The 19,427-nt window shown below is 45.6% G+C and carries 17 protein-coding genes and 1 pseudogene; 8 read left to right on the top strand and 10 right to left on the bottom strand.

What is annotated here, in order from left to right:
• Positions 1 to 6 precede the first annotated feature (6 nt).
• A complete protein-coding gene (locus HMPREF1535_RS21735; RefSeq protein ID WP_007658423.1) occupies positions 7 to 276 on the top strand; it encodes a hypothetical protein in 270 nt (89 codons plus the stop codon).
• A 121-nt stretch (positions 277 to 397) separates the two neighbouring features.
• Positions 398 to 2,329, top strand: coding sequence for an NAD(+) synthase (locus tag HMPREF1535_RS21740; protein ID WP_046147447.1), 1,932 nt, complete (start codon positions 398 to 400; stop codon positions 2,327 to 2,329).
• A gap of 115 nt (positions 2,330 to 2,444) precedes the next feature.
• Here the strand turns inward: HMPREF1535_RS21740 and HMPREF1535_RS21745 are convergent, their stop codons facing one another.
• From HMPREF1535_RS21745 to HMPREF1535_RS21765, 5 genes and pseudogenes are all read right to left on the bottom strand, one after another.
• On the bottom strand, positions 2,445 to 2,681 hold the full coding sequence (locus HMPREF1535_RS21745; RefSeq protein WP_187386442.1) for a hypothetical protein: 237 nt from the start codon (positions 2,679 to 2,681) through the stop codon (positions 2,445 to 2,447).
• A gap of 22 nt (positions 2,682 to 2,703) precedes the next feature.
• Positions 2,704 to 2,948: pseudogene (locus HMPREF1535_RS21750) on the bottom strand (nucleotidyltransferase domain-containing protein).
• Between the two features lie 152 nt (positions 2,949 to 3,100).
• Complete coding sequence (locus HMPREF1535_RS21755) at positions 3,101 to 4,504, bottom strand: Gfo/Idh/MocA family protein (protein ID WP_007658430.1); 1,404 nt, start codon at positions 4,502 to 4,504, stop codon at positions 3,101 to 3,103.
• A 98-nt stretch (positions 4,505 to 4,602) separates the two neighbouring features.
• Entirely contained in the window at positions 4,603 to 6,138 is a 1,536-nt protein-coding gene (locus HMPREF1535_RS21760) for a sulfatase-like hydrolase/transferase (RefSeq protein ID WP_370449611.1), read from the bottom strand.
• A 112-nt stretch (positions 6,139 to 6,250) separates the two neighbouring features.
• Entirely contained in the window at positions 6,251 to 7,537 is a 1,287-nt protein-coding gene (locus HMPREF1535_RS21765; protein ID WP_007658434.1) for a DEAD/DEAH box helicase, read from the bottom strand.
• 304 nt (positions 7,538 to 7,841) lie between these two features.
• Here HMPREF1535_RS21765 and recQ point away from each other — a divergent pair, with 304 nt between their 5' ends.
• Both recQ and HMPREF1535_RS21775 read left to right on the top strand, forming a co-directional pair.
• Positions 7,842 to 9,674 carry a DNA helicase RecQ gene (recQ, locus tag HMPREF1535_RS21770; protein WP_046147674.1) on the top strand — a complete coding sequence of 611 codons (1,833 nt, stop codon included), beginning with the start codon at positions 7,842 to 7,844 and terminating at the stop codon, positions 9,672 to 9,674.
• A 177-nt stretch (positions 9,675 to 9,851) separates the two neighbouring features.
• On the top strand, positions 9,852 to 10,058 hold the full coding sequence (locus HMPREF1535_RS21775; protein WP_007658438.1) for a winged helix-turn-helix domain-containing protein: 207 nt from the start codon (positions 9,852 to 9,854) through the stop codon (positions 10,056 to 10,058).
• On the opposite strand, the gene HMPREF1535_RS21780 is transcribed toward HMPREF1535_RS21775, so the two are convergent.
• Genes HMPREF1535_RS21780 through HMPREF1535_RS21795 form a run of 4 tightly spaced genes read right to left on the bottom strand, consistent with a single transcriptional unit; the run spans position 10,051 to position 13,510 of the window.
• Positions 10,051 to 10,638, bottom strand: a complete 588-nt coding sequence (locus HMPREF1535_RS21780; protein ID WP_046147449.1) for an aminotransferase class IV family protein — start codon at positions 10,636 to 10,638, stop codon at positions 10,051 to 10,053. The genes HMPREF1535_RS21775 and HMPREF1535_RS21780 overlap by 8 nt on opposite strands.
• Positions 10,622 to 11,608, bottom strand: a complete 987-nt coding sequence (locus HMPREF1535_RS21785; RefSeq protein ID WP_046147450.1) for an aminodeoxychorismate synthase component I — start codon at positions 11,606 to 11,608, stop codon at positions 10,622 to 10,624. The genes HMPREF1535_RS21780 and HMPREF1535_RS21785 overlap by 17 nt, the downstream gene beginning before the upstream one ends.
• Position 11,609: 1 nt before the next feature.
• Positions 11,610 to 12,485 (bottom strand): carbon-nitrogen hydrolase, encoded by an 876-nt coding sequence (locus tag HMPREF1535_RS21790; RefSeq protein ID WP_046147451.1) that lies wholly within the window; start codon positions 12,483 to 12,485, stop codon positions 11,610 to 11,612.
• A complete protein-coding gene (locus HMPREF1535_RS21795; protein WP_046147452.1) occupies positions 12,482 to 13,510 on the bottom strand; it encodes an agmatine deiminase family protein in 1,029 nt (342 codons plus the stop codon). The genes HMPREF1535_RS21790 and HMPREF1535_RS21795 overlap by 4 nt, the downstream gene beginning before the upstream one ends.
• A gap of 192 nt (positions 13,511 to 13,702) precedes the next feature.
• On the opposite strand from HMPREF1535_RS21795, the gene HMPREF1535_RS21800 reads away from it, so the two are divergent.
• The 4 genes from HMPREF1535_RS21800 to creD all read left to right on the top strand — a co-directional run bounded on the left by HMPREF1535_RS21800 (position 13,703) and on the right by creD (position 17,138).
• Positions 13,703 to 14,728, top strand: coding sequence for a virulence RhuM family protein (locus HMPREF1535_RS21800; protein WP_046147675.1), 1,026 nt, complete (start codon positions 13,703 to 13,705; stop codon positions 14,726 to 14,728).
• Positions 14,729 to 14,816: 88 nt separating this feature from the next.
• Positions 14,817 to 15,440 (top strand): hypothetical protein, encoded by a 624-nt coding sequence (locus tag HMPREF1535_RS21805; protein WP_046147453.1) that lies wholly within the window; start codon positions 14,817 to 14,819, stop codon positions 15,438 to 15,440.
• Positions 15,437 to 15,727: a winged helix-turn-helix domain-containing protein gene (locus HMPREF1535_RS21810; protein ID WP_046147454.1), complete on the top strand. Its 291-nt coding sequence runs from the start codon at positions 15,437 to 15,439 to the stop codon at positions 15,725 to 15,727. Before HMPREF1535_RS21805 ends, HMPREF1535_RS21810 begins: the two co-directional genes overlap by 4 nt.
• A 64-nt stretch (positions 15,728 to 15,791) precedes the next feature.
• The gene (creD, locus tag HMPREF1535_RS21815) at positions 15,792 to 17,138 is read left to right on the top strand and encodes a cell envelope integrity protein CreD (protein ID WP_046147455.1); all 1,347 of its coding nucleotides are present in this window, start codon (positions 15,792 to 15,794) and stop codon (positions 17,136 to 17,138) included.
• A 10-nt stretch (positions 17,139 to 17,148) separates the two neighbouring features.
• On the opposite strand, the gene HMPREF1535_RS21820 is transcribed toward creD, so the two are convergent.
• Positions 17,149 to 19,407: a Helicase associated domain protein gene (locus HMPREF1535_RS21820; RefSeq protein WP_046147456.1), complete on the bottom strand. Its 2,259-nt coding sequence runs from the start codon at positions 19,405 to 19,407 to the stop codon at positions 17,149 to 17,151.
• Positions 19,408 to 19,427: the final 20 nt, after the last annotated feature.

Below are 19,427 nucleotides of genomic sequence, written 5' to 3' on the forward strand. Positions count from 1 at the left end.
TACGTTATGACGGCAATGGAATTACAGCAATGGAAAAAGAACTTCATCCGTAATTATTTGGATAAGATAGACAGTTTGGAAATGATGGATAAACTGGAAAAAAGCACAAAGCGAATACTGAATAAAAAAGCAGCCGTTTTGTCTCCTATTGCGTTTAGCATTGAGGAAGCCAACAAAGAAATCGACTTGGCAGAACAAGAATTAAGCGAAGGTAAAGGTATCAAGGAGCCCGAAATGCATCAATTCTTTGAAGAATGGAGAAAGAAATTGAAGTAATCTGGATTACAAGCTCGTTTACACTATAGACAATGAATATTTAATACATATCGTTTTATTGTGGGATTGCCGGCAAGACCCCGATAAACTCAAACACGCTATACGATAAAAATAAACTCATATGAACTACGGATTCGTAAAAGTAGCAGCAGCCGTCCCACACGTACAAGTGGCAGACTGTTTTTATAATATTCAACAGATGGAAGGCCTGATGCGCCAGGCTTCTGACAAAGGCGTACAAATCATTGCCTTCCCTGAAATGTCGGTAACGGCTTATACCTGCCTGGACCTGTTCGCCCAGCAGACTTTGCTGAAAAATGCGGAACAAGCCTTATTGAAACTGGTCAGCGACACCGCCGACCTGAATATCCTCACAATCGCAGGCGCCCCGTTAGTGACGGAAAACAGGCTGATAAACGCAGCCATAGCTTTCCAGGCCGGAAAGATATTAGGCGTAGTCCCCAAAACATACATACCGAACTACAAGGAGTTCCAGGAACAACGCTGGTTCACTTCCGCCACCGAATTACGGGACAAGACCGTCTCAATCGGAGACAGAACATATCCGCTGGGCAGCCACTTGCTCTTCACCGCCGGACAGGTAAAAGTCGGCATCGAAATATGCGAAGACCTGTGGGTTCCCGTCCCCCCCAGTTCCTTACTGGCGATGGAAGGAGCCAATATCCTTGTCAATATATCCGCCAGCAACGAACTGATCGGAAAACACCATTACCTCCGTTCGCTGATATGCCAGCAGTCCGCTCGCTGTATGGCAGGGTATGTCTATGCCTCCGCCGGTTTCGGAGAATCCAGCACCGACCTTGTCTTTGCCGGCAACGGAATCATCGCTGAAAACGGCACCCTATTGGAAGAATCCCCGCGCTTCACCATGCAGGAACAACTCGTCATCAGTGAAATCGACATCGAGAACCTGCAAAACGACCGCCAGGTAAATACTAGCTTCATGCACGGCACCTCCACCCTGCTGGCAGATGAAACAATAACAATCCCGTTCGTCCTGTCTGAAAACTCCGGCCAGCCGGTATTGACCCGCTCCGTCGACCCGCATCCGTTCACTCCTTCCGGCGACGCACTGAAGGAACGTTGCGAAGAGATTTTCCAGATACAGGTAGCCGGACTGGCAAAACGCATCGTCCATACCCATTCCCGGACAGCGGTAGTCGGTATCTCCGGCGGACTCGATTCCACACTGGCATTGCTGGTAACCGTCATGACATTCGATGCCCTGAATATCCCCCGCAACCAGATACTCGGCATCACCATGCCCGGCTTCGGAACGACAGACCGCACCTACACCAACGCCTGCGACCTTATCCGTTCACTGGGTGTCACACTAAAGGAAATCTCCATCAAGGATGCCTGCCTCCAGCATTTCAAAGATATCAGTCACAACCCATCGGTTCATGACGTGACCTACGAAAACAGCCAGGCCCGCGAACGCACTCAAATCCTGATGGACGTAGCCAACCAGGAAAACGGTCTGGTGATCGGTACCGGCGACCTTTCCGAACTGGCCCTTGGCTGGGCTACCTACAACGGTGACCACATGTCGATGTACGGTGTAAACGGCAGTATCCCCAAGACGCTTGTCAGATACCTGGTAGAATGGGTTGCCCACAACCGGGTGGACGAAGCCTCACGTGCTACATTGCTGGATATCGTCGACACTCCAATCAGTCCCGAACTGATACCCGCCGACGAAAACGGAAACATCAAACAAAAAACGGAAGACCTCGTAGGCCCTTACGAACTACACGACTTCTTCCTCTACCATTTCCTCCGTTTCGGTTCCTCCCCCGCCAAGATTTATTTCCTGGCACAACAGGCTTTCGGTGGCAGTTACGACAAAGAGACCATCCGGAAATGGCTCCACACCTTCTTCCGCCGTTTCTTCCAGCAGCAGTTCAAACGTAGTTGCCTGCCGGACGGCCCAAAAGTAGGTTCCGTCAGCCTTTCCCCCCGTGGCGACTGGCGTATGCCAAGCGATGCCATGGCGACACTTTGGTTGAAGGAGATAGAAGGATTAAACTAAAAGACAAATAGACAAAATAAAATATCCTGCATTGGAAATGGAGATTTTCCAATGCAGGATATTTTATTTATCTTCCTATACGCTACAGAGTGATGCGAATCCAAGCTATCTTCTTTCAGACAGTGGCTTTCATTCGTTTATAAATACTTTTTAATATCGACACCTTGGATATTAATTCATTCAACACAGAAACAATATCATTTTCCATCAATGGATAATCATGGGCAATCTCATTACGCAATTCTCGAATATATCCCCACTCATCTGCACTGTCTATAAAATGATAACGCTCCAAAAGATTCAGAATATCCCGCATTGGCAAAGCAGAAACATCTTCATCTAAATACTCCAACACATATCCTGTTTTCGATTTGTCATATTAATCGTATACCTGTTATAATGCCTCCTTTGCAACCAACGATTCTTCATGGTCGCCTATCACATCGATTTTTTGCTCGCCTAAAAGTTGTTTCAGCCGAGCAATCATGCGTATACGAGCCAAGACACCTTTCTTTTCGGATGTAGTACGTACTAACAGATCAATATCTCCACCACGTTTCTCGTAAATTTCTTTTGCTACACGGACAATCGATTGTATGTCTTTCTTATTTAAACGCATTTTATCTCTGTTTTTACAAAGATAGATACTTTTATTTTGTATTCAATACTCCACATTCCGAATTCTTACTCGTAGGACTACTGTGCTAGTATATAAAAAAGGCTACCGGAATCCCGATAGCCTTTTCATTTATATTACGCTTGTGCTTATTCTTACAAACCGAATTCCGGTTTACGGTTAATCCATTGTCCGCGAGTAAAGTCAGGGAAGTCAACCAACGCACCACCACGAGCGATAGACATTTCAGACAAAGCGGAGATAGCACTCCATGCAGCAGCATCATAGCAATCCATTGGAGCCGGACGTTTGTTCTTGATGCGGTCGATCAGATCATACATCATAATGAAGTCCATACCACCGTGACCAGCTTCTTTTGCCTGAGCATCCAACTGAGCCCATAGTTTGTGGTCGTATTTCTTGAACCATTCGTCAGAATTATCCCAACGGTGAGGTTTAGACTGACCTTCCACATATACATGATCGCCATCGTTCATCCACAAACCATCCGTTCCCTGAATACGGAATCCCAAAGAATAAGGACGAGGAGAATTTGTATCGTGAGTAACGATGATTGTCTGGCCGTTTGCACATTTGATCATAGATGTCACGATGTCACCCAGGTTAAAGCGAACTTTAGCCAACGGATGGTTTTCGCCACCATTATCTACGATGAACTTATGCAATCCGCGAGACTGAGTTGCCATAGCAGACATAGCAACGAAACGGTTACCTCGGTTGATATCCATACAATTGGCAACCGGTCCGATACCGTGAGTCGGATACACATCTCCATTACGATGTACGGAGTGATTCGTACGCCACTGAGCTTCTGCAAAAGCTGTCGGGCCCATACGCAACTCACCACCCTTCTGATAAGTATAATTCTTACCGTCATTGAATTTCACATCACGCAAGTCATGTTCGTAACCGCAACCACCGTGCAATAATTCACCGAACAACCCTTCGCGAACCATGTTCAAAGCCGCCATGCAGTCACGACGATAACAAACATTCTCCATGATGTTCAGATGGCTGCCTGTTGCTTCCGATACGTTCACCAGATCCCAGCATTCTTCCAGCGTATTGGCAGCAGAAACTTCCACGCCAACATAAGGAACACCGGCTTTCATAGCTGCCACCGACATCGGTACGTGCCATTCCCATGGGCTGGCAATAATCACGCAGTCGAACTCTTCATTGTTCAACATCTTTTCAAATTCACGTTCGCCACCTTTATACACTTTCGGGGCATCCACGTTGAATTTAGCGATGTGTTTCAATGTACGGTCGATCGGGCCTTGCTGGATATCGCAAATAGCAACAATCTTATTTCCCGGGATAGCCAACACATTATTGATGTGCTCATGGCAGCGTGAACCTGTTCCGATAAATCCGAAACGCAGTTTGCCATCATCTTTTCCGGCTGTTTTTTTCTTCTGAGGTTCTGGAGAACCTGCTACTGTAGTGGCCGAAGCAGTACCTGCCATAGCCAAACCTGCTGCACCAACTCCGGCGGCAGTCATTTTCTTAAGAAAGGAACGACGAGTGTTTTCCATGTTCTTTATTTAGTATTTTATGTTAAGTGGGCAAATTTATAATATTTAATCAACTTCTCAAATATGTTTAGAAAAAAAGAGTCAATCATTTTAATCTATTAATAATTTGTCATCTTTCCAGTCTCCCTTTTCAGCTTCTCGAAGGTCATCATCATTTGGCGCAATCGTTTAGGTTCTTTATCCGCCAGGTTATGATTCTGTCCGACATCTTCCTTTACATTATATAACTGGTAACAATTTCCCAATCCCGAAAAACCGGTACCGTCAGGGTCGTCATAATAGCTGGGATAAGGTGGAATCATCACCCAGTCGCCCTGATGGAGGGCATAATTGAAATAACCTTCCGTCACCAGTTCCTTACGTCCCTGGTCGCTTTTCCCTAGAAAGACGGGTAAAGTATTCTGGCTGTCCGTCTTATCCGAATACGTCTGCCCGGTCAATGCTGCCAATGAAGCCAGCAAATCCATTTGGCAAACCAATGCATCGGATACTCCCGGTTTTACAACCGCCGGCCAACGCAACAGGAACGGGATGCAGGTACCGCCGTCATACAAGCTGGTCTTTCCTCCGCGGTGAGGGCCTGCCATCTTATGATTGCCAACCATTTCGACAGCCTGGTCCTGATAACCGTCGTCCAATACGGGACCGTTATCGCTGGTCAGGATAACCAGGGTATTCTCCGTCAATCCCAGTTTATCCAGTTCTTTCAGGAATTCAGTCACACACCAGTCAGCCTCCAGGATGACATCTCCACGAGGTCCCATACCGGATTTGCCGACAAACTTCTGATTCGGCACACGGGGCACATGCGGCTGGTGTAATCCGTAATACAGGAAGAAAGGTTTATCTTTATTGTCTTTCAAAAAGCCTTTGGCTTTCTCCAGGAATAACTCAGCCATATCTTCATCTTTCCACTGGGCAGCCTTACCGCCTTTCTGGAAACCGATACGCGGCACACCGTTTACAATCGAACCGGCATGTCCCACACTCGGATGCATCCGGAGTAGTTCAGGGTTGTCTTTTCCAGTAGGTTCGCCGGGGAAATTATGCTTATAACTGACATATAGCGGGTCATTCGGTTCCAGTCCGACTCCTTTCCCGTTTTCGATAAAGATGCAAGGCACGCGGTCGTTGGTTGCCGCCTGGATGAACGAATAATCATATCCCACTTCCTTGGCTCCGGGATAAACCGTCTCATTCCAATCTACCGCTCCGTCACCCAGTCCCAGATGCCATTTACCGACCGAGCCGGTCACATAGCCGGCCTGTTTCATAACCTTCGGCAAAGTGACTTGCTGCGTATTGATAATCAGAGCGGCATTACCGGGAAGGATTTTTGCATCTTTATTCGTCCAGGGATATAATCCGGTCAAAAGTGAATAACGACTGGGCGTGGAAGTCGCTGCCGTACAATATCCCTGCGTAAAACGCAGCCCTTCGTTTGCAATCCGGTCCATACCCGGAGTTTGGATACGGGTGGCTCCGTAACAACTCAAATCGCCATACCCCAAATCGTCGGCTACAATGATTACGACGTTGGGCTGTTGCTGGTCCTGAGCGTAGACATTAACTCCGGATAAAGCCCCTATCCCGGCTGCTACGCATAGTAGATTTTTCATATTCATGTTTTTCATATATAAAAATACAGGCATTGATTGTAATAATCAACGCCTGCAAATATAATCAATCGCTCGGATTTCAAAGCATGCTGCTTACGGATTTTACGTTCGTATTCCGAGTTACTATCTATGATTTCTTTTTGGCAGTCTTCTGGTTTCCCGCCTCAGCCCGCTTCTTATTCCGCCAGAAACTGCCGTCGCGCTTGCTGCCGAACATATTACGTCTTTTCGATTCCTGCTTGATGGCTTCTTTCTTCTCTGCCACGGCTGCTTTTACATCTGCCGTTTCAAATTCGTTTCCGCCGGCAACAGGTATCTGTTTGCCTATCAGCTTCTGGATATCTTTCAGGTACGGCACTTCCTCTGCATCGCAGAATGAATAAGCGACACCGCTGCGTCCGGCACGACCTGTACGTCCGATACGGTGTACGTATGTTTCCGGCACATTCGGCAGTTCATAATTTATCACATGCGAAAGATGGTCCACGTCGATACCGCGGGCGGCAATATCCGTAGCGATCAGTACACGGGTGGTATGGTCCTTGAAATTAGTCAGTGCACGCTGGCGGGCTGTCTGGCTCTTGTTTCCATGGATAGCTTCCGCTCCGATATTCGCTTTTGCCAGGACACGGGCCACTTTGTCCGCCCCATGTTTCGTACGGGTGAATACCAGTACCGATTCCAAAGAAGAATCTTTTAGCAAATGCGTCAGCAGGCTTACCTTCTCCGCCTTTTCCACGAAATAAACGGACTGGTCGATCTTATCCACCGTCGATGAAGCCGGAGTAACCTCCACCTTCTGCGGTTCATGCAGGATCGTTCCTGCCAGGCGTTCTATCTCCGGCGGCATCGTTGCCGAGAAAAATAGCGACTGGCGCTTTTTGGGCAACAAGGGCAAAATACGTTTGATATCATGAATAAATCCCATATCCAGCATACGGTCGGCCTCATCCAATACAAAATAATCGAGATATTTCAGGCTGATAAATCCCTGGTTGATCAAATCAAGCAGACGTCCGGGGGTTGCGATCAATACATCTACGCCACGTTCGAGCGCATCGGTCTGAGGCTTCTGCCCTACACCACCGAATATAACGGTATGCCTCACACCGGTATATTTACCGTATGCCGTAAAACTTTCTCCGATCTGGATGGCCAGTTCGCGGGTTGGTGTCAGTATCAATGCTTTGATACCACGCACTTTACCATGCTGGCGTTCGTTATACAAATTCTGAATAATAGGAATGGAAAATGCAGCCGTTTTACCTGTTCCGGTCTGTGCACAACCTAATAAGTCATATCCGTCTAAAACGTAGGGAATTGCTTCTGCTTGTATAGGGGTTGGAATTGTATAACCTTCTTTTGTAAGAGCCTTTTGTATCGGCTCTATCAGTTCTAATTGTTCAAATGTCATCTAATAATAATGTTGAGCCATCGCGGCTCGTTAAATAAATAATTGAATGCAAAGGTAATAAATAAAACGGGAATCATCCTAATCAACTACTAAAATGTACAAGAATACTTCCGAAAGACATTCTGTATACTTTATAAAAAGAGGTAGGTGTAAATCAATTTAGAGGTACGTCTAAATCAATTTACACCTACCTCTAAATAAAATCAGACGTACCTCTTTCTCTAAAACGATAATATAAGAGCAAAAATAACCTTTGAATATTGTATCAAATAATATATTATCTTTGTAAATTGATTTTTAGATGATGAAAGAGTTACAGTTGCTGCTAAAGAAGTTTTTCGGATATACTTCTTTCCGCCCGTTACAGGCGGAGATCATACAACGTATTTTGAGGAAAGAGGATTCACTGGTGCTGATGCCTACCGGTGGAGGAAAATCAATTTGTTTCCAGTTACCGGCCATTTATATGCCGGGAACAGCCGTCGTGATCTCTCCGTTGATCGCCCTGATGAAAGACCAGGTAGGCGGATTGGTTGCCAACGGTATCCCGGCAGCCGCACTCAACAGCATGATGCCGGAAGAAGAACGACACAGAATAAAACAACTCTGCATCCAGGGTAAAATAAAACTGCTTTACCTGTCGCCCGAAGCACTGGTTGGCGAACTGCATTGGCTGCTTCCCCGTATGGATATATCCCTGATCGCCATCGACGAAGCCCATTGTATCTCACATTGGGGGCACGACTTCCGTCCCGAATATACCCAACTGTCCGTTTTGAAAGAACAGTTCCCCAAAGTCCCGATCGTCGCCCTGACAGCTACAGCCGACAAAGTCACACGTACCGACATTGTCACCCAATTGAAGCTGCGTGATCCGGAAGTTTTCGTTTCGTCCTTCGACCGTCCGAACCTATCCCTGACTATCCGCCGGGGACTGAACAAAAAGGAGAAAACTTCCGCCATCGTCCATTTCATCCATGCCCACCGCCATCAGAGCGGGATCGTTTACTGCATGAGCCGGAACAGTACAGAGAACCTAGCAGAAGAACTCTCTTCTTACGGGATCAAGGCCGTTGCCTATCATGCCGGACTCCCGCCTGTTCAACGCGAAAAGGCACAGGATGATTTTATCAACGACCGGGTAAACGTGGTCTGTGCAACCGTTGCCTTCGGGATGGGAATAGATAAAAGCAATGTGCGTTGGGTCGTACATTATAATATGCCCGGAAGTATCGAGAACTACTACCAGGAAATAGGCCGTGCCGGACGCGACGGGATGAAAAGCGACACCTTGCTGTTCTATTCGGTAGGCGACCTGCTTGTCCTCCGCCGTTTTGCCGAAGAAAGCGGACAAAAAGACACCAACCTCCAGAAGCTGAACCGTATGCGCCGTTATTGCGAAGCGGACATCTGCCGCCGGCGTATCCTCCTCAGCTACTTCGGAGAAGAAAGCGACCAGGACTGCGGCAACTGCGATGTATGCAAAAACCCTCCCCAACGGTTCGACGGCAGCATACTCGTCCAAAAAGCGTTAAGCGCCATCTTCCGTACCGGCGAATTTGTCGGCATGAATATGCTTATCAATATCCTCCGCGGCTCGGAGAAGACAGAGATCACGGAAAAAGGATACGATAAATTAAAGACATACGGTGCCGGAAAAGACCTCTCCTATAAAGAATGGAAAGAATATCTTTACCAGATGCTTCAATTGGGATATATCGAAATCGATTATGTCAATGCCGGAATACTGAAAGTCACTCCGCTAGGCAGAAAAGTATTGTTCGGTGAACAGAAAGCGATGATGGCTATCTATAAAGAGCCGGAAGAAAAAACTTATTTCAGAAGAAAAGACTCGAAATTCAAATACCGCCCCATCAAACCCATCCAATCGGCTTCGGTCGAAGAGACACTACTCGACTCGCTCCAGCAACTCCGCAAGCAGATTGCCGAACGCGAACAGACACCAGCCTACATCATCTTTTCCGATGATTCACTGGAAGATATGGTACAAAAAAGGCCTGTTACCCTGGAAGAGTTCAGCGAAATACGCGGTGTGGGAGAAATCAAACTGGAAAAATACGGAAAGGTATTCGTGGCACTGATACGGTTCGTACTGCGGTTGCCCAAAGACAGATAACCACCCGTTTTTATTTCAGTTTCCCGATAATACGTTTAAGAAGCAAAAATTACCGTTACAGTAAAAAAAGAGACGGTTCTTACAAAAATATCCGGTACTTTAGTCTTCGAAAAAAGAACCGGACAGTATCCCTCTACCGCCGGTCCTATATAGTATTAACTTATAAAATAACAGCTTATGAATACGCTAAATGTAAAGTTGTCTCATAGCATTTCTCAATTATATGAGACTTTGTGTCAGGTTGGAAAGAGTACATTTGCTGAATTACAACGAGCAACAAATTTTAAAGACACGGAGCTCTGTCTGGCTCTATGCTCGCTCATGCACGACAACAAAGTATATCAGGCACGTATCAGCAATACCGTTTATTACATTATTAAATAATGTTCTCCACCGGAAATTCGATCTCACCAAACCCGATCATCGCATTAAACAGGCGAACCAACGAGTAACGAGACAAATCCTGTGGACGAATAACAGCCGGAACAATCCTCCCCTTTCCTAATAGAGATGCCCGCATCGTTCCTTCCAACAAAGGGACCTCGGGTGTCTCCCATTGGCTACCATTCCATAAAGCAATATTGGCAATCGATGTATCCGTCAAGACGCCATCACGTATGATTAAAATATCGTCCGCTTCTCCCTTCTGACGAAATAATTCATCCAACTTCTGACGGTCAGCACTTTTATATGTATAATCCAACCCGTCCGACGTGACCAGTCTCAAACGATTCACCGGACGAACGGTGTAAGGTAGATATTCCACCTTCTCCACTTCCTCCTGATATTCGACCCGGCATTTGGTACGTCCGGAATAATCTCCGAGCTGGATATAATCCGCCAGGTTTACAGGCAGGTTACATTCAAACACATCTCTCCGCGTCTTGTTGAAGCGGTAATTATGAAAGGCCAGATTAACCGCCTTTCCATCCTCGATACGGATTGTTTCAATAAATTGGCACATATACTTTTTGTTTCATTTCATTATATTCACTTTCTAAATCACTTTGGGAAGTAATCCCACCGCCGCTCTTAAACAGGAAATCTCCTCCCTCCTGCCCGATAAAGCGAATCATCACGGCACTGTCCAGACGATGACCGTCAAAATATCCCATAACCCCGGTATAAAATCCCCGTTCGTATGTTTCAGCTTCCCCGATAATCTCCATCGTCTTCTTCTTGGGAGCTCCGGTGATAGACCCTGCGGGCAACAGCCGGAACAATATGTCTCCCAATGAGGCTTTCCAGTCTTCCGGTAGCTTACCTCTAATTTCCGAACTGACTTGCAACAGTCTTCCCCTGTTTGTCTGCAACTCATCTATATACCGGTATCGCGACACCGTCACTTCCGAAGCTACCTGGCTCAGGTCGTTACGAATCAAATCGACAATCGTGGCATGTTCCGCCTCTTCTTTTTTATCTGCCAAAATCCGTTCCCGCGCATCAGGCAAAGAGGCATCGATCGTCCCTTTCATCGGATAAGAATAGATAAATCCATCCTCGATACGCACAAATATCTCAGGAGAGAAAACAACAAAACGCTCTTTCACCCATAATTTATAAGGAGCATGGGAAAGATAGAAAATCTCTTTCAACGTCAGGTTCGTTCGTACCGGAGTCGCACAAGTCAGGTTGACCAGATAAGAATTACCGGCATAAATATGCTCGATTACTTTCCGGAAAGACCGGGAGTAAGTTTCAAAAGAAACCGGATTAGTCTCCCATTCAACATGTTTTTCCGGAAAGGTTTCCGCTTTTGACGTCACATTGGTAACGCCATTCAAATCATACAACACCTCACCCGGCTCTACCTCCTCCGGCTCCGCCACCCAAACTTGCTCCTGCTTATAATCAACGACAAATATAAAAGGCCGCCCGGATAATCCCAATCGATTCATATACCGGACGGCTTCTTCTTTATTGCAAAACTTCATATTATATCAAAAATCGCTCTGTCAGTCCGCCGAAAGCATCGATACGACGGTCACGGAAGAACGGCCACCAACGGCGCACATTCTCACTCCGTGCTTTATCAATCTCTACCACACGCACCTCTTCATGGTCGTTCGGGAACTCAGCCAGCAACTCTCCCTGGGGACCTGCCACAAAGCTATTTCCCCAAAACTGGATACCGTTTGTCTGTCCCGAAGGGTCCGTCTCATGTCCGGTACGGTTTACCGTAATCACCGGAAGTCCGTTAGCTACGGCATGTCCGCGCTGCACAGTTATCCAGGCACCCAGCTGACGTTTTTTCTCTTCTTCCGTATCACTGCTCTCCCAACCGATAGCCGTCGGATAAATCAGCATCTCAGCACCTTTCATCGCCATCAGGCGGGCTGCTTCCGGATACCACTGGTCCCAGCAAACCAATACGCCCAACTTCCCGACAGACGTCTCTATCGGTTCGAATCCCAAATCGCCGGGAGTAAAATAAAACTTTTCGTAGTAAGCCGGGTCGTCCGGTATATGCATCTTACGATATTTTCCGGCAATCGAGCCGTCTTTCTCAATCACCACGGCTGTATTATGATACAATCCCGGAGCACGCCGCTCGAACAGGGAAAGTACTAAAACCACGCCCAGCTCTTTTGCTAAAGCCCCGAACTCTTCCGTAGACGGTCCCGGAATCGTTTCCGCCAGGTCGAACATCTGCGTATCTTCCGTCTGGCAAAAATACAGGCCGTTATGCAACTCCTGCAAGACAACCAGTTCCGCACCTTCGTCGGCACAAAGCCGGATGCTATTTTTCAGTTTCTTTATATTATCTGCCCGGTCACAGGTATTTGCCTGTTGAATCAATCCTACTTTCATACAATAAATTCTTTTGGGTACTGCATCGTCACACAATGCAATGAGCCATGTTGTTTAATTAACGGTAAACAATTAATACCTACAATCTCTCTGTCCGGAAACGCCGTCTGCAAGGCCGCTTTCGCCACTTCATCTTTCGATGAGTTATAGAACGGAACAAGCACAGCCCCGTTTATAATCAGGAAATTGGCATAGGTAGCCGGCAAACGCTCGCCTTCCCACTCCACTTTATCCGCCATCGGCAAAGCGACCAGCCGATAAGGTTCGCCATTTGCCTGCGTGAACTCCTTCAATTCCTCTTCCATCTCCCGGAGTTCGGCAAAATGCTCGTCTTCCTCATCCGTGCACTGCACATAGGCAATCGTATCCTCACTGCAAAAACGCGCCAGCGTATCGACATGACTGTCGGTATCGTCTCCCGCCAGATAACCGCTTTCCAACCACAGGATACGGTCCAGTCCGAACACCTGCTGGAGATAATTTTCCAGTTCTTCCTGCTGGAGATATTCGTTTCTGTTCACGGAAGATAGACATTCGACCGTAGTCAGCAAAGTTCCCTTTCCATCCGACTCGATACTGCCGCCTTCCAATACAAACGGCTGCATATTGACAGGAACCACTTCATCGGCAAAAGTCTTGCCATGAAACAATTTCCGCGTAATCAGATTATCATGGTTGGCAGCAAACTTCATCCCCCAACCGTTGAACACAAAATCGTACACCACCGGCACCCCGTCATCAAACACGGAAATGCCCCCATGGTCACGCGCCCAGGTATCGTTCGTCTCCATCTCACGGAAAATAACACGGTTATAATCCACCTCTCCCAACTGCGAGCGTACCGCCGTTTCATCCGGACAAACAATCAATAACTTCTCCCGTTTGATCACCTCTTTGGCAATTTCCACAAAACAAGGAACCACCTCATCCAGTATCGGAGTCCAATCGGTCCCTTCATGCGGCCAGGTCAGTTGAACAGCACTCTGAGGATACCATTCTGCCGGTAATATCGTTTTATTATCCATGTTCTCTACTTTTATTTTCAGAAGGCAAAGATAAGTATTTATTATATGAAAGCTATCACAAACAAAATCATCTATTTTCAGAATATTAATTGCCTGTTGTTATTTAAAAACATTATCTTTGTAAACAAATATTTGTTAATCAGTAAACATGTAGCTGAATTAACTAAAAACCAATTAAATGACTATAAAAAAATGAGCAAAAAATTCCAAATTAAGAATAGTACAGCCGAATTTCTGATATTTACAAATCAAGCCAAAGAAAATGGCATAGAAGTCAGAGTACAAAACGAGACCATTTGGTTAAGTCAAAAGCTAATGGCCATTTTATTCGACTGTTCAACCGATAATATTTCACTTCATCTCAAAAATATATTTAATGATGGAGAATTGGACCCCGATTCAGTTACCGAGGAATTCTCGGTAACTGCTTCCGATGGAAAAAATTATCGTACAAAACATTATAACCTTGATGCAATTATTGCTGTTGGTTATCGTATAAATACAAAAAGAGCTACGGCATTCCGGCAATGGGCAACAAACATCCTAAGAGATTATGCTATACGTGGATACATAATAGATAAAGAACGGATGAAAAATGGGGCTTTCTTTAATCAAAACTATTTCAACAGCTTATTAGAAGAAGTCCGTGAAATCCGGGCCAGTGAGCGGTTATTCTATCAAAAAATAACAGATATTTATGCCACAGCATTTAATTACGATCCACATTCACAAATCACACTAGATTTCTTTGCTACAGTTCAAAATAAATTACATTTTGCTATACATCACCATACAGCTGCCGAGTTAATTATGAAACGTGCCAATAGTGAGAAAGAACATATGGGATTGACCTCTTGGAAAAACTCACCTGGTGGTAAAATTCTTAAAAGTGATGTTTCAATCGCAAAAAATTATTTAACGGAAAAAGAATTGCATAGCTTTGATCGTATCGTTTCCATGTATCTCGATTATGCAGAACTACAAGCAGAACGCCATATCCCTATGTCCATGGAGGATTGGGAAAAAAAATTGAATGCCTTTCTTAATTTCAATGAATATGACTTATTACATAATATAGGTACAGTTTCTGCACAAGTTGCGAAAGCCTTTGCTGAAACTGAATTCGAAAAATACAGAATTATACAAGATAAACTGTTTAAGTCTGATTTTGACAGCTTTAACGACAAAAATCTACTAAATTTCGATTTAGATCTATAACATTATCCTAAAAACTTCACCCCTACTATTTGGAATCTTCAGAAACCTCATTAACTTTGCAACACAAAGTACTTTTTATTTTAAGTATATGAATAAACAAATAGAAGACATAAAAGCTATCCGCGAGATGATGGAGAAATCATCTAAATTCCTTTCGTTAAGCGGTTTGTCAGGCATATCAGCCGGAGTCATAGCCATTATCGGAGCAGCACTTGCCTATTTCCATATTTTACGGGAACCGGCCAGTACCAACTTCGACACGACACACGAAGCCATGTTCCGCGAAGTCACTTTGCTGATAACCGACGCTTCCGCCGTGCTGCTCTTCTCTATTTGTTTCGGTATCTATTTTTCCTGGAGAAAATCGGTGAAAAAGAACCTGATGCCCTCCAAAAGCCTGATAAAAAGGACACTTTATAACCTCGGTATCCCATTGATTGCCGGAGGTATCTTTGCCCTCATTTTCCTGCTACGCGGCGATTTGGCTATGGCGATCACCATGACGCTGACCTTCTATGGTCTGGCATTAATTAATGTATCCAAATACACCCTCGACGAAGTACATTATTTAGGCTTGACAGAAGTCGTGTTAGGTATTGTTGCCGCCCTGTTCCCCGACTGGAGCCTCTTGCTTTGGACTATCGGATTCGGAGTTTGCCATATCATTTACGGCACAGCTATGTACATCAAATATGATTTGAAGAAAGAATGAAAAACATACTGTCCAAATTAAATAAAGCCTTCGAAAACCGGATACGATTAGGTATCATGTCTATCCTTTCGGTAAACGAATCAGCCGACTTCAACACCATGAAGCAACTGATGGAATTGACCGACGGGAATTTGGCCAGCCACCTGAAAGCCCTGGAGACTCTCGGATATATCCAGTCCGTCAAACAATTCATCGGACGGAAACCCAATACCCAATATTCCATCACCGAAGAAGGACGAAAAAGTTTCAAAGAGCATTTGAATGCACTGGAAGAACTTATCAAATAATTTTTTTTACCCATCTACTTTGAATCGCAAAGTACTTTTAAACTACATAAAACAGGTTTAGCTTATGGAAACAACAATCAAAAAAGCAGCAAAAATCAATCAGTCTATCACACTGAAAGCACTGATTATCGGATTCCTGACCCTCATCCTCCTGATTCCGGGATTAATGATCCAGGATCTGATCCGGGAAAGACAAAACCGGAGTTTGGAAACAATCGAAAAGATTAACAACAAATGGAGCAATGCCCAAACCTTTTGCGGTCCGGTCATTTCCATCCCTTATACCACGACGCAGGTAAATCCGGACAACAAGACAACCATTCAGGAACACCTTCTGAATATCACACCGGAAAACCTGAATATCACAACACAGTTATTTCCAGAGGAAAGATATTACGGTATCTACAAAACGATCCTTTACAAAAGCGAGATAGACATAACAGGAAACTTCGACAAAATAAACTTCCCCAAACCGGAAAACAGTATCATTCATTGGGAACAGGCCTATCTATCCATCGGTGTTTCCGACCTGAGGGGCATAACAGAAAACATCGACTTCAAACTGGACAACAAACAATTGTCGGTCGAAGCCACCGGTAACCTGGATACGCAGATAGGAAAAATGCTGGTCATGCCATTAAAGAATACCGACCCTCTCCTGTTCAGCCAACCCCAAACATTCAACTGCAAATTAAAACTGAACGGCAGCAGTAACATCAATTTCATCCCCATAGGCAAAACGACTAAAGTGCACGTTACAGGCAACTGGAAGTCCCCCGGTTTCATCGGCAACTTCTCCCCGGAGCACCATATTACCGAAAATGGATTCGAAGCCGACTGGAGTATCCTCAGTTTCAACCGCAGTATCCCGGAAATGTGGATCGACTACCCGGGAAACTCATTCGACGATTCCTCCTTCGGGGTAAGCCTGATCGACCCGGTAAACCATTACCAGCAGAACATGCGTTCCGCCAAATATGCCATCATGTTCATCGCCCTGACCTTCGTTGTCTTCTTCTTCGTCGAGATCCTGACCAGAAAACGGATCCACCCTATACAGTATTTGTTGGTCGGCTTCGCATTGATCCTGTTTTACAGCCTGCTCCTGTCTATCTCCGAACAGATAAACTTCGGCACGGCCTATCTGATTGCCAGTATCGCCACCATCGGCCTGATCACAGCTTATACTCACAGCATCTTCAAAAATAAAATACAGACCGGAGCACTCACCGGCATGTTATGTTTATTATATATTTTCCTGTATGTTGTTCTGCAACTCGAAGATGTTGCCTTATTAATAGGAAGTATCGGCTTGTTTGTAATCCTGGGAACGATTATGTTCTTCTCCCGGAAAATAAGTTGGTATAAACAAGAAGATGAATATCCTCAAATACCTGAAACAGATAAGTAAACAACAAACCTTATAAAGGGAAAGAGATAGACTCCAGCATCTGTTTTCGCCAGGAGAGAAGTTTACCGTTTTTGAATAAGCGACGTTGGACGAAGCACCAACTGCCGAGCTTGTTTTCACGGACAGTAGGCCAACGGTGCTTCTCCTGGTAAAACAGTTTTAATTTTTCATAGTTTTCAATCCAGATATCGTCGGTATTCCAGACAAAACCGGCTTCATCCATCATCCTGATACGTTCGGAGGCTAGTCCCCCCTGTTTACGGAACTTACGTTGGGTACTACACCAGGAACCTAATTTGCCATCATTACTTTTAGGCCAATATCCCTTTTGGTGATAAAAAAACACCACCTGTTCCCAATTTTTTATCCACTGGGCATCCAAATCTTGCTCCCACGCAAAACCGATGCGATCCAACAAAGCTATCCGTTCTTCAGATAACACCCCTTTTTTACGTCCCTGCCGTTGGGTGTTGCACCAGATACTCAGATTATTTTCTCCCTTCTTAGGATAACGTTGCATCTGAGTTATAAAAATCTTCAGTTCTTCATAATACTGCATCCAACGACTGTCCTGTACTTCCCATTCGAAACCGATTCGGTCTAACTGCGAGATATAATCTTCCGACAGCGTTCCTTTCTTCCGGGCAATCCGTTGGGTGTTACACCAGTTTCCCAACTTTCCTTCGGCTGCCTGCGGCCAGCGCCCTTCACGTTCCTTATATTCGATCAAACGTTCATACATCACCGGCCATGCATCCAGTTCCGCCAGCATATCATCCACACGGGCACGGATATCAGACAAAAATCCAGTTACCTCAAACTCCATAAAGCCTTTAAAGCTCTTTGGAGCACGGATTGCCGGATGATAAGCCAACTCCCTTGACATAGCCTCATAAACAGAACGGCCCGAAAGGTTATTGACGAAGTCAAGCACCACCGGATGCCGGTCCGAACCGGCTTTCAGGCAGCGGCCCAACTGTTGCAAGGCTACTACATACGACTCCGTCCGACGCAGGAACATGGCGGCATCCACTCCCTCCACATGCAATCCTTCGATCAACATATTTATAGAGAAAAGGACATGCAGTTTTCCCGTTTCCCTACGGAAACGACGCAACGTCTTTTCATTCTCCCGATTGCTGAGTCCGTTATGGATCTCGAATGTTTCCGTCTCAAAACCAGCCTGCCCGAGCCAGTTCGATACTTCGGGAACCATATGCTGAAGATCTTCCTTGTCTTTACAGAAGACAAGCATTTTCTTTACCTCTTTCGGAAGATAACGCCGAATCAGTTCCGATGCACTCAACGAACCGCGAAAGTCGAGACGGGCAAAGTCTATCTTGTCCTGAATACGCTTGCGCCTTTCAGATGTACAGTCGCTCCTGTTCAACATACGCTGTACCTTATCCAGTTGGTTATTCAGATCGAATACGCTCTGCACCAGGACAGGGACAGGCAGTATCTTATAATACCAGGCCATAGACAAAGACAGTTCATGGAACAGGTTTCCCTTGAAATAGACTTCTACCGTATCGAGCATCTCTTCGGGACGTATCGGGGTTGCCGACATTCCCAGTACACGGGCCTCCGGATTGTTATCAATGACTTCCTGTACGGCTTTACCCCATACCTCCGCCCCGAAATGATGGAACTCATCGATAATAATATGATCCGCTTTAAGCTCACCGACCGTACCGCGATTCAGGACTAATGCCTGGAAAGTCCGGTAGGCAACATGCGGCATTGTCCTGCCAATTGCTTTTTTGATCTCGGCGATAATCGTAACGTTGGGAGCAATAACCACTATATCATCTTCCGAATGATTGACGATATAGCGGGCAATCAGGTAGGACTTTCCTGTTCCGGTCGCCTGTACAACCGCTCCGATCCTGTTTGTTTTGAATCCTTCCTCGATGGCCCGGTAAGCCGCTTCATTATGCGAAAAGAGTTCAATATGTTTTCCCGTTTCCAGACTACTCAGATAGCTATCATCCGAAACAGTCAGTCCATGCAGTTCAAAGGAAAGTGCCTCCGGCAGATAACCGCCATGAGCCAGGACACGGAACTGGCTACAGCCGCACATTTCCCCGATACGCTGCATTTCAGAATACAGCCCATCCACTTCCGGCAAGCCGACAGGTTCCTTATTCCATACCTCTTTTACAATGAAAGTAACGGAGTCCTCCCTGAAGCCTACCAGCAGACAGCCGGATTCTTCAGTGATAAAATAATGGTAAGAATGATAAAGATCGCAGAGCACAAATAATATGCAAGTTTCAAAAAGACTCT

Origin of the sequence: Parabacteroides goldsteinii DSM 19448 = WAL 12034 (assembly GCF_000969835.1) — a bacterium.
Classification (GTDB): Bacteria; Bacteroidota; Bacteroidia; order Bacteroidales; family Tannerellaceae; genus Parabacteroides; species Parabacteroides goldsteinii.

What these genes read in the sequence shown, in the direction of transcription:
- HMPREF1535_RS21735 (WP_007658423.1), top strand. Translation starts at nt 7, where the DNA reads ATGACGGCAATGGAATTACAGCAATGGAAAAAGAACTTCATCCGTAAT.
- HMPREF1535_RS21740 (WP_046147447.1), top strand. Translation starts at nt 398, where the DNA reads ATGAACTACGGATTCGTAAAAGTAGCAGCAGCCGTCCCACACGTACAA.
- HMPREF1535_RS21755 (WP_007658430.1), bottom strand. Translation starts at nt 4,504, where the DNA reads ATGGAAAACACTCGTCGTTCCTTTCTTAAGAAAATGACTGCCGCCGGA.
- HMPREF1535_RS21760 (WP_370449611.1), bottom strand. Translation starts at nt 6,138, where the DNA reads ATGAAAAACATGAATATGAAAAATCTACTATGCGTAGCAGCCGGGATA.
- HMPREF1535_RS21765 (WP_007658434.1), bottom strand. Translation starts at nt 7,537, where the DNA reads ATGACATTTGAACAATTAGAACTGATAGAGCCGATACAAAAGGCTCTT.
- recQ (WP_046147674.1), top strand. Translation starts at nt 7,842, where the DNA reads ATGAAAGAGTTACAGTTGCTGCTAAAGAAGTTTTTCGGATATACTTCT.
- HMPREF1535_RS21775 (WP_007658438.1), top strand. Translation starts at nt 9,852, where the DNA reads ATGAATACGCTAAATGTAAAGTTGTCTCATAGCATTTCTCAATTATAT.
- HMPREF1535_RS21780 (WP_046147449.1), bottom strand. Translation starts at nt 10,638, where the DNA reads ATGTGCCAATTTATTGAAACAATCCGTATCGAGGATGGAAAGGCGGTT.
- HMPREF1535_RS21785 (WP_046147450.1), bottom strand. Translation starts at nt 11,608, where the DNA reads ATGAAGTTTTGCAATAAAGAAGAAGCCGTCCGGTATATGAATCGATTG.
- HMPREF1535_RS21790 (WP_046147451.1), bottom strand. Translation starts at nt 12,485, where the DNA reads ATGAAAGTAGGATTGATTCAACAGGCAAATACCTGTGACCGGGCAGAT.
- HMPREF1535_RS21795 (WP_046147452.1), bottom strand. Translation starts at nt 13,510, where the DNA reads ATGGATAATAAAACGATATTACCGGCAGAATGGTATCCTCAGAGTGCT.
- HMPREF1535_RS21800 (WP_046147675.1), top strand. Translation starts at nt 13,703, where the DNA reads ATGAGCAAAAAATTCCAAATTAAGAATAGTACAGCCGAATTTCTGATA.
- HMPREF1535_RS21805 (WP_046147453.1), top strand. Translation starts at nt 14,817, where the DNA reads ATGAATAAACAAATAGAAGACATAAAAGCTATCCGCGAGATGATGGAG.
- HMPREF1535_RS21810 (WP_046147454.1), top strand. Translation starts at nt 15,437, where the DNA reads ATGAAAAACATACTGTCCAAATTAAATAAAGCCTTCGAAAACCGGATA.
- creD (WP_046147455.1), top strand. Translation starts at nt 15,792, where the DNA reads ATGGAAACAACAATCAAAAAAGCAGCAAAAATCAATCAGTCTATCACA.